Raw genomic sequence first — 10052 nt, forward strand, 5'->3', positions numbered from 1 at the left:
TTTGAGGTTGTGGATAGAACTGACAGAGTCAGTATCATATACCTACGGCAAGGTGAAGCTGACGTAGTTTGAAGAGATTTTCGAAGAGTATAACCATTCAGGAAATTTCGAGAATCCTCTACAATTTCCAGTCAAATAAATTGCATTCGTTTTCTCAAGCAGGTATACTAGTATGGATAAATAAAAAATTTAGAAAATTTAAGAATAGAAAAGAGAACAAATCTTATGGCAAAAGATATTCGTGTCTTACTTTACTACCTTTATACTCCAATTGAAAATGCAGAGCAATTTGCTGCAGACCACTTGGCTTTCTGTAAAGCAATCGGCCTTAAAGGCCGTATCCTAGTCGCTGACGAGGGAATTAACGGAACAGTTTCAGGTGACTATGAAACAACTCAAAAATACATGGACTACGTTCACAGCCTCCCAGGTATGGAAGATCTCTGGTTCAAGATTGACGAAGAAAATGAACAAGCCTTCAAGAAGATGTTTGTTCGCTACAAGAAAGAAATTGTCCACCTTGGTTTGGAAGACAACGACTTTGACAATGACATCAACCCACTTGAAACAACAGGTGCTTACTTGTCTCCAAAAGAGTTCAAAGAAGCGCTTCTTGATAAAGATACCGTTGTCCTTGACACACGTAACGATTATGAGTACGACCTAGGACATTTCCGTGGAGCTATTCGCCCAGATATTCGCAACTTCCGTGAGTTACCACAATGGGTCCGTGATAACAAGGAAAAATTCATGGACAAGCGCGTCGTGGTTTACTGTACAGGTGGGGTTCGCTGTGAGAAATTCTCAGGCTGGATGGTTCGTGAAGGCTACAAAGATGTCGGCCAATTGCACGGAGGAATTGCAACTTACGGTAAAGACCCAGAAGTTCAAGGTGAGCTTTGGGATGGGAAAATGTACGTCTTTGACGAACGTATCGCTGTTGATGTCAACTATGTCAACCCAACCATCGTAGGGAAAGACTGGTTTGATGGAACACCATGTGAACGTTATGTCAACTGTGGAAATCCCTTCTGTAACCGTCGTATCTTGACATCAGAAGAAAATGAAGACAAGTACCTTCGTGGATGCTCACACGAGTGCCGTGTTCACCCACGTAACCGCTATGTTTCAAAAAATGAATTGACACAAGCTGAAGTAATCGAGCGCCTAGCCGCTATCGGTGAAAGCTTGGATCAAGCAGCTACTGTATAAGATCAAACAGTCCTCAGGGGCTGTTTTTCTATGCTTTGTACTCAAAAATCTAATACTCAATGAAAATCAAAGAGCAAACTAGGAAGCTAGCCGCAGGCTGCTCAAAGCACTGCTTTGAGGTTGTAGATAAGACTGACGAAGTCAGTTACATATATCTACGGCAAGGCGAAGCTGACGCGGTTTGAAGAGATTTTCGAAGAGTATAAAGTTTGTTTTTGTATCTTTCAGAAAAATAAGGTATACTGTATGTAAACGATTTCAAAGGAGTCCAGTTATGGCGAAAACATTTTTTATTCCAAATAAACAGAGCATTTTAGGAGAACAGGAGATTTTGACTGCCAAGTCGATCTTGGCCTTGGTAGATGGTTTGGAGTCACATAGCTATGATGCAGTCTATCTCCGTCAGCCTCTTAACCGTCTTGAGTATATCGAGTGTGCGATAGTGGGGCAATCACAATTTCTCTTTAAGGTCAGTTATGCTGATGGTCAAAAGGCTTACCGTGTCGATCTTCCTGACCTACTAACGCAGACAGACTGGGAAATCATCAAGTCATTTTTAGATGCCCTGCTTGCTTATACAGGGACTGATATTGAAGGACTAGATGGCTTTGACTTTGAAGCTTATTTCCAAGCAAGTATTCAAGCCTATCTGACAGACACTGCAGCCCGTTTTACGATTTGCCAAGGAATTTTTAATCCTGTTTTCTTTAGTCATGAGGACTTAAAAAGCTTTTTAGAGGAAGACGGCTTGGCTCAGTTTGAAGCACGTGTACGTGCGGTTCAAGAGACCGATGCTTACTTTGCAAGAGTTTCCTTCTATCAGGATGGAGAAGGGCAAGTGCATGGCGTTTACCATCTGGCTCAAGGAGTCAAGACTGTTTTACCGAGAGAACCATTTGTTCCTGTAGCCTATATGGAGCAATTGGTGGATAAGGAAGTCCAGTGGGAGATCGACTTGGTTCAAATTACAGGAGATGGCTCTAAACCAGAAGACTATGAAGCTATCGCTCGCTTGGACTATGCAAAATTCCTAGAGTCACTACCATCAGCATCTTACCACCAACTAGATGCCAATCAAATAGAAGTGCAACCCATTCTAGGACAAGATTTTAAAACATTAGCACAAGAAGAGTAAAGCAGAAGCAGGTCAATCGACTTGCTTTTTTACATATAAAAAATCCTGCCATAGAAGACAGGATTGCTACTCAATGAAAATCAAAGAGCAAACTAGGAAGCTAGCCGCAGGCTGCTCAAAACACTGTTTTGAGGTTGTAGATAAGACTGACAAAGTCAGGAACATATATCTACGCTAAGGCGAAGCTGACGTGGTTTGAAGAGATTTTCGAAGAGTATGAAGTTTAAAGAAAGGCCAAGATACGAAGATAATCTCCAATCAGTGCGACTTCAGCTACAAAGAAGAGGAGGATAATGACTCCGTTCACAAGGACAGATAAGAATAACTGATAGAAGGAGTCGGTTTCACTTGCTTGACTTGGTCTTGTAATGATATGGAGACTAGCAAGCAGAATGATTCCAACACTAATCACACACAAGAGGGCTGTAAATCGTAGGCTATCAAAGAAGACAAAGAAACTAGCAGTAGCAGTGAGGAAGATTGGGATTGCCAAGAGTTGACTATATTGTTGGAGAATCTTTTCCAGCGTCCAGTCCTTTTCTTGGTAGATAAATCGTCTCACGACGAAACTACCCAAGAGGAATGAAAAGAAGAAGAGTGTTGTCGCTACTAGGATAGAGATGATAGAAAAGAGAGTTAAAGGAGCTAGTTGTTCAGGGAAGTGGCTGTTTATAGTTGCTATATGTCCATAGTAAGCATGTTTGATGTGGTAGATACTAAAGAAAAAGGAAGATGCAGAAAACAGAATGAGCAAGAGAAAGGCTGTATAGCTGTGTGTGCTACTTGTTTCAAGATTGTTCGTAGGAGATTTGATTGCTTCCACTAGCCAAGACCAAAAATCAAGCGCTTGCTCTTTCCATTTATCCCTAGATTTTGGAGCTTGGTCGGGGATATAAGGACTTTCTAAAGATTTACTGAGAAGAAGAGGCTCTTTCGTGGTTGCTTTTTGCTGAGGAAGAGCTTCTTGGCTCTCTTCAGCTATAGTGACTTTTTCTGTTTCTCCAGAAAGATCTGGCTCTTCTTCACTAGAATTAGATGCCTTCTTTTCTTCTATTTCTGTTCTCGCTTCACCGTCTTCAGGAGTTTCAATTTTCTCTTCTTGCTGGCTTTCCAATTCGACTTCAGCTTGAGAGACTTCCTCCTCTAACTGAGTATTTTTTTCAATTGGTGTATCGAGATTGGCTATCGTTTCTTCAGCCTTGTCTGCAACCTCTTGAGCTTGCTCTTCAGGCTTGTTCTTGCTTGTTGTTTTTACAAAATCATTACTTTCAAACCATTCTTGTTTCATGGTAGAACCTCCTTTTTAGTTAGATAAATATGCTTCTATAGTAGCAGATGTAAGCGTTTTTGTCAACGCCTGCTTGGGGTGGATATTAGCTCAATATCATCATCAGATCTCGCAATGAGTTGATCCTTGACATCGGTTTTTTCAGTTTTGTAAGGGTTGCTTAATTCCGTACCTCTTGATTCAGGCTCTTCTCTTGTGAATTGGAAGATAGAACCGTAGTTACTTGAGATGTCCAAGTTAATTCGTTGGCTTTCTTTCTGGTCTAGGATGATTCGGAGATAATCTTTGGCAGTCAGTTCAACCTTACCATGGACTTGGATATTTTCAGCGTGGAAGTGATGTTCTGTTGACTCTAGCTGACTATCTGTAAGATCTGTATCAAAGATATTAACGATATTGGGCGTTGTGAGTTTACTGTTTTTGATACGACTTCCTTCAATTCGGAGGATATAGCCGTTTGTATTGAGGGTCGCATTTTCAAGGCTAGCATTTATGATGGTGGTTTGTCCGCGATTGGCTGAGATGTTGATCCCTTTTAGAGTTCTCCCTTTCGGTAGTCCGATGATGACATCATTAAAACGATTAGATGAACTACTTACAATATGGAGAATCCCATCAATTCCAGAAGAGATAAATGGACTTTCAGACAGTTTCTTATCAGTGAGACTCAGAGTTCTATCGTTCTGATTGGTGATAAGATCATGGTGAGCAGAAAGTGATGGATGGTAAGAAATGTGGATTTGATCATCGAAAGAGTCTGTGATGGTCAGCGCGTGTTGGTGGAGAGTGATCTCTAAGTTTTCGACTTCCTTGCCAAAGGTTAGCTCTTCCGTACGGCTATCATAGACAGGTTCTTTGGACATGGAAAGTAGGCTCTTAATCCCGTCAGATTGGATACCTACAAAGAGCAGGATAAAGCCGACAACGGTAGTCACCACACCAAAAATGAGAAATCCTTTTGTCAATTTACGCATGCTGGTCACCTCTCTTTCCTTTTTTGAGAACAAATTGCACCAAGCGAACAATGAGTAGACCGAAGAAGCGGGCTACATAGGAAATACCTAGTAAAACTAGCGAAGAAGCACCGATGGCTAGTAAACCAGAACCGAAAATCAAGATAAAGGCTGATTTGGCTTGGGCGAGAACAGTGAAACTTTCAACTAAAAATAGGAATCCGCCGATGATACCAAGTATGGAAACCGCAAAGAAAGTCAAGATGACAGTCAAGGCTGCCACAAGGATTGCGAACAGGGACACGAGGATGGCGATTCCCAGAGGAATACCGATGGGTGCTGCAAGGAGAGCTAACAAGGCGATATGCAAAATTTGTCGGTTATTCTTTTGAGCGGGTGCCTCATTGATTTTTTTATCGAGAAGATTGGAGAGAACCTCGTGGGCCGCTTCTTTGGGAGTTCCCAAGCTAGCGATGAGTTCTTCTTCTCCTTCGACTCCAGTATCGTCAAAGAGTTCCCTGAAATAGTCCATGGCTTCGATACGGTCAGCTTCAGGTAGTTTCTTGAGATAGAGTTCTAGCTGAGTCAGGTATTCAGTTCTTGTCATGGCGGATACTCCCTTCTATGATGCCATTGATGGTGTCTGTATAGAGTGTCCATTCATCTTTTAGGGTCAAGAGCTGTTCTATACCACCGTTTGTCAAGGAGTAGTATTTGCGCATGCGACCTTGGAACTCTCTAGAATAGGTTGTCAGAAAGCTATTGCTTTCCAATTTTTTGAGAATGGGATAGAGTGTGGATTCTTTGATATTAGCGATCAGCTTAATGGTTTGGCTAATCTCATAACCATAAGAATCACCCTGCTCCAGTACAGCCAAGATGAGAAATTCAATCAAGGCAGAGGATGTTGGAAAGTACATGGGAAACCTCCTTTTCTAATGTGTAAGATTTTTATATATAATTTTTCTACACATACATTGTACATCTAAAAGAAAGCCCTGTCAAGAGAAATGTGTAAAATTTTTATATATAAAAAACTTCTAGCTAAAACTAGAAGTTTAAAGGATCTTATCCGCTCTGTCCACTGTAAAGAGGGCCACAGTCATCAGGATATCGATGAGCAAGAGGGCAGCTACAGATGGTACCCAAGAGTGGAACAGGTCAAAACTGTAACCAAAGAGGGTTGGCCCAAAGGCTGCTAGGATATAGCCTCCTGTTTGAGATAGGCCGGACAATTGGGCTGTCTTTTCAGGGGCGCTTGTCTTGAGTGAAAAGTTGACCATGAGATAAGGGAAGAGGGCACTGGTTGCGGTTCCGATGAGGAGATGGATGGCAAGCCAGTAAATGAAATTATTGATTGGGAAAAAGAGCATGGAAATGCCGACCACACCAGCTAGTGAAACCAGAGTGAGCATGAGCTGACGGTTGCGAGTAGATAAACTGGTTGTCAGGCTTGGGATGGTCATTGAAAAAGGAATGCTAATCAGAGATAAGATAGAAGTCAGCAAGCCAGCTTCGTGACTGGATAGGCCTGCATGGATAGCCATGGTAGGTAACCAGGTCATGACGGTGTAAAAGATCAAGGATTGAAAACCTGAAAAGATAATAATTGCCCAAACCTGTTTATTACGCATGACCTTTATTTGACTTTTTTGTTTGGTTTGTGGAGCTAGTCTATGATTATAGCGGTGATTTGGGAGCCAGACCAAAAAAGTTGCTAGACAGAGTAACGTGAGGAGGAGGATAAGTCCTTTCCAAGAACTGGCTTGTGTAATGGGCACAGCTAGATAGGAAGCCAGAGCCGTTGCAATCCCCATAGAGGTTACATATAAGGTGGTCAGAAAACCAATTTTCTTTGGTTGATTGGCTTGGATAAGACTAGGAAGCAGGACATTGATGACTGCGACACTTGCCCCAACCATCAAGGTTCCTAGATAGAGCAGGGGCAGATTGATTAGTCGAATAAGTGAGCCGATGGTCAAGAAGAAGAGGCTGTAGGTGAAGAGATGCTCCAAGCCGATTTTCTGAGCCAGTCGGGTAGAAAATGGTGAAAAGAGGGTAAACATAAGGAGAGGCAGGCTGGTCAAGACACCAAGCGAACTAACTTCTACCTCTAGACCTTGCGAAATATTTCCCAAAATAATGGGTAAAACAGTAAAAGGAGTTCGCAAGGAAACACCAATCAGGATAATACCTGGAACAAAAAAGAGTGATTGCTTTTTCATATAATACCTCTTATAGCTGATTTTAATAACAGCTTATTTTAAGGCTTTTTCACTATAATGTCAAGTAAGGTTTCTGGCTTTCAAGATAAAAATGGGAAAGTCTTGAAAATTATGATAGAATGGTGGAAGGAAAAATTCAGGAGAGTAGTAGTGACTCAAAATGTTAAAAGTCTTCTCGTATCCATTGTAATCAGTGCATACAATGAAGAAAAATATCTGCCTGGTCTAATTGAAGACTTAAAAAATCAAACCTATCCTAAAGAGAATATTGAAATTCTATTTATAAATGCTATGTCCACAGATGGGACCACAGCTATCATTCAGCAATTGATAAAGGAAGATACAGAGTTTAACTCAATTAGATTGTATAACAATCCTAAGAAAAATCAAGCTAGTGGTTTTAACCTGGGAGTTAAACATTCTGTAGGGGACCTTATTTTAAAAATTGATGCTCATTCAAAAGTTACTGAGACTTTTGTAATGAACAATGTGGCTATTATTCAACAAGGTGAATTTGTCTGTGGGGGGCCTAGACCGACGATTGTCGAAGGAAAAGGAAAATGGGCAGAGACCTTGCATCTTGTTGAGGAAAATATGTTTGGCAGTAGCATTGCCAATTATCGAAATAGTGCCGAGGATAGATATGTTTCTTCTATTTTTCATGGGATGTATAAACGAGAGGTTTTCCAGAAGGTTGGTTTAGTAAATGAGCAACTTGGCCGAACTGAAGATAATGATATTCATTATAGAATTCGAGAACATGGTTATAAAATCCGCTATAGCCCAAGTATTCTATCTTATCAGTATATTCGACCAACATTCAAGAAAATGCTGCATCAAAAGTATTCAAATGGTTTGTGGATTGGCTTGACAAGTCATGTTCAGTTTAAGTGTTTATCATTATTTCACTATGTTCCTTGTTTATTTGTTTTGAGTCTTGTGTTTAGTCTAGCATTGTTACCGATCACATTCGTATTCATAACTTTACTATTAGGCGCCTATTTTTTACTTTTATCACTACTCACTTTGCTGACTTTATTAAAACATAAAAATGGATTTCTAATTGTGATGCCCTTTCTTTTATTTTCCATTCACTTTGCTTATGGCCTTGGAACGATTGTAGGTTTAATTAGAGGATTTAAATGGAAGAAAGAGTACAAGGGAACAGTAATTTATTTGGAAAAATAAGCCAAATAAATTAAAATGTGCTACAATAACAATATAGTAAAACTCTTTTAAGGAGGAGTAGATTGACATGAATAAAAAACTAACAGATTATGTGATTGATCTGGTGGAAATTTTAAATAAACAACAAAAGCAGGTTTTCTGGGGAATATTTGATATTTTCAGTATGGTGGTTTCGATCATTGTATCTTATATTTTATTTTATGGGCTGATTAATCCAGCACCTGTTGACTACATTATCTATACGAGTTTGGCCTTTCTGTTCTATCAATTGATGATTGGTTTTTGGGGGTTGAATGCTAGTATTAGTCGTTACAGCAAGATTACGGATTTCATGAAAATCTTTTTTGGTGTGACTGCCAGCAGTGTTTTGTCTTATGGAATCTGCTATGCCTTCTTGCCACTCTTCTCCATCCGTTTCATCATTCTCTTTATCTTGTTGAGTACCTTCTTGATTTTATTGCCACGGATTACTTGGCAGTTAATCTACTCTAGACGCAAAAAAGGAAGTGGCGATGGAGAACACCGTCGAACCTTCTTGATTGGTGCTGGTGATGGCGGAGCCCTCTTTATGAACAGTTACCAACACCCAACCAGTGATTGGGAACTTGTTGGTATTTTGGATAAGGATGCTAAGAAAAAGGGTCAAAAACTTGGTGGTATCCCTGTTTTAGGCTCTTATGACAATCTGCCTGAATTAGCCAAACGCCATCAAATCGAGCGAATTATCGTTGCAATTCCGTCGCTTGACCCGTCAGAATATGAGCGTATCTTGCAGATGTGTAATAAGCTGGATGTCAAATGTTACAAGATGCCTAATGTTGAAACGGTTGTTCAAGGACTTCACCCAGCAGGTGGAGGCTTCCAGAAGATTGATATCACAGACCTTTTGGGTCGTCAGGAAATTCGTCTTGACGAATCGCGTCTGGGTGCAGAACTGACAGGTAAGACCATCTTAGTCACAGGAGCTGGAGGTTCAATCGGTTCTGAAATCTGTCGTCAAGTTAGTCGCTTCAATCCTGAACGCATTGTCTTGCTCGGTCATGGGGAAAACTCAATCTACCTTGTTTATCATGAATTGATTCGCAAGTTCCAAGGGATTGATTATGTGCCAGTGATTGCCGATATTCAAGACTATGACCGTCTCTTGCAAGTCTTTGAGCAGTACAAGCCAGCTATTGTTTATCATGCGGCTGCCCACAAGCACGTTCCTATGATGGAGCGCAATCCAAAAGAAGCCTTCAAGAACAATATCCGCGGAACTTACAATGTTGCTAGAGCTGTTGATGAAGCCAAAGTACCTAAGATGGTTATGATTTCGACAGATAAGGCGGTTAATCCACCAAATGTTATGGGAGCAACCAAGCGCGTGGCTGAGTTGATTGTCACTGGTTTTAACCAACGTAGCCAATCGACCTACTGTGCAGTTCGTTTTGGAAATGTTCTTGGTAGCCGTGGTAGTGTCATTCCAGTCTTTGAACGCCAGATTGCTGAAGGTGGTCCTGTAACGGTGACAGACTTCCGCATGACCCGTTACTTTATGACTATTCCAGAAGCTAGCCGTTTGGTTATCCATGCTGGTGCTTATGCCAAGGATGGGGAAGTCTTTATCCTTGATATGGGCAAACCAGTCAAAATCTATGACTTGGCCAAGAAAATGGTCCTTCTAAGTGGGCACACCGAAAGCGAAATTCCAATCGTTGAAGTTGGAATCCGCCCAGGTGAAAAACTTTACGAAGAACTCTTGGTATCAACCGAACTTGTTGATAACCAAGTTATGGATAAGATTTTCGTTGGTAAGGTCAATGTCATGCCTCTAGAAGCCATCAATCAAAAGATTGAAGAATTCTGCACTCTCAGCGGAGATGAGTTGAAGCAAGCTATTATCGCCTTTGCCAATCAAACAACCCACGTTGAATAAAAAAGAAAAACGCATATTATCAAGTTTTGAACCTTGGTAATATGCGTTTTGTTATGTAGAGACTTATACTCTTCGAAAATCTCTTCAAACCACGTCAACGTCGCCTTGCCGTAGATATATGTTACTGACTTCG

The 10052-nt window shown here is 40.8% G+C and carries 9 protein-coding genes and 1 pseudogene; 5 read left to right on the forward strand and 5 right to left on the reverse strand.

The genetic code is table 11. The features are described from left to right. Positions 1 to 225 precede the first annotated feature (225 nt). From HT678_RS10250 to HT678_RS10255, 3 genes are all read left to right on the forward strand, one after another. Positions 226 to 1212, forward strand: coding sequence for a rhodanese-related sulfurtransferase (locus HT678_RS10250; RefSeq protein ID WP_172924970.1), 987 nt, complete (start codon positions 226 to 228; stop codon positions 1210 to 1212). Between the two features lie 59 nt (positions 1213 to 1271). Then, positions 1272 to 1397, forward strand: coding sequence for a hypothetical protein (locus tag HT678_RS11810; RefSeq protein ID WP_001813665.1), 126 nt, complete (start codon positions 1272 to 1274; stop codon positions 1395 to 1397). An 89-nt stretch (positions 1398 to 1486) separates the two neighbouring features. Then, entirely contained in the window at positions 1487 to 2347 is an 861-nt protein-coding gene (locus tag HT678_RS10255) for a DUF4299 family protein (protein WP_172924973.1), read from the forward strand. 223 nt (positions 2348 to 2570) lie between these two features. Here HT678_RS10255 and HT678_RS10260 read toward each other — a convergent pair whose 3' ends face one another. From HT678_RS10260 to HT678_RS10280, 5 genes are all read right to left on the reverse strand, one after another. Continuing rightward, positions 2571 to 3635: a DUF6574 domain-containing protein gene (locus HT678_RS10260; RefSeq protein ID WP_172924975.1), complete on the reverse strand. Its 1065-nt coding sequence runs from the start codon at positions 3633 to 3635 to the stop codon at positions 2571 to 2573. Positions 3636 to 3697: 62 nt separating this feature from the next. After that, entirely contained in the window at positions 3698 to 4609 is a 912-nt protein-coding gene (locus HT678_RS10265) for a DUF4097 domain-containing protein (RefSeq protein ID WP_138701590.1), read from the reverse strand. Further along, entirely contained in the window at positions 4602 to 5195 is a 594-nt protein-coding gene (locus HT678_RS10270; RefSeq protein ID WP_172924977.1) for a DUF1700 domain-containing protein, read from the reverse strand. Before HT678_RS10270 ends, HT678_RS10265 begins: the two co-directional genes overlap by 8 nt. Further along, positions 5182 to 5508, reverse strand: a complete 327-nt coding sequence (locus tag HT678_RS10275) for a PadR family transcriptional regulator (RefSeq protein WP_138701588.1) — start codon at positions 5506 to 5508, stop codon at positions 5182 to 5184. Before HT678_RS10275 ends, HT678_RS10270 begins: the two co-directional genes overlap by 14 nt. Positions 5509 to 5646: 138 nt before the next feature. Continuing rightward, positions 5647 to 6813, reverse strand: coding sequence for a CynX/NimT family MFS transporter (locus HT678_RS10280; RefSeq protein ID WP_138704740.1), 1167 nt, complete (start codon positions 6811 to 6813; stop codon positions 5647 to 5649). Positions 6814 to 6870: 57 nt separating this feature from the next. Here HT678_RS10280 and HT678_RS10285 point away from each other — a divergent pair. Then, positions 6871 to 8015: pseudogene (locus HT678_RS10285) on the forward strand (glycosyltransferase family 2 protein). A 53-nt stretch (positions 8016 to 8068) separates the two neighbouring features. Then, entirely contained in the window at positions 8069 to 9919 is a 1851-nt protein-coding gene (locus tag HT678_RS10290) for a nucleoside-diphosphate sugar epimerase/dehydratase (protein ID WP_172924979.1), read from the forward strand. The last annotated feature ends 133 nt before the right edge of the window (positions 9920 to 10052 follow it).

It is taken from the genome of Streptococcus sp. 3167 (genome assembly GCF_013277175.1).
GTDB classification, from domain to species: Bacteria; Bacillota; Bacilli; order Lactobacillales; family Streptococcaceae; genus Streptococcus; species Streptococcus pseudopneumoniae.